Annotated in this window: 1 protein-coding gene; it reads left to right on the top strand. The window is 70.3% G+C overall.

The genetic code is table 11. The features are described from left to right. A partial coding sequence (locus ACR6JA_RS22620; protein WP_494599696.1) for a DsbA family protein occupies nucleotides 1–327 on the top strand: 327 nt, incomplete at both ends.

Raw genomic sequence — 327 nt, 5'->3', positions numbered from 1 at the left:
ATCACGCTGCTGCTGATCTGGCTCGTGTCCCGCGCACCCGGCGAACCCGCGTCGTTGGCTCCCGCGCCGGTCAGTACAGCGCAGGTGGCCGGGCCGCCCTGGCAGATGGGCAACGCGCAGGGCCGATTCACGCTGACGCTCTATGCCGACCTCGAATGTCCGTTCTGCCGAGCGTACTTCCCGAAGCTCAAACGCTGGGTGGGCGCCAACGCGGACGTAGCCCTGCAATGGCACCACCAGCCGCTGGCCGCGCACGAACCGGCCGCCTCCGCCGAAGCACGCCTGGCCGAGTGCGCGGGCGAGACGGGCGGACATGCCACGTTCTGG

It is taken from the genome of Cedecea sp. B1(4), from assembly GCF_059414925.1.
Note: the sequence above shows the minus strand (reverse complement) of the source record. Positions and strands in the feature narration are given on the sequence as shown.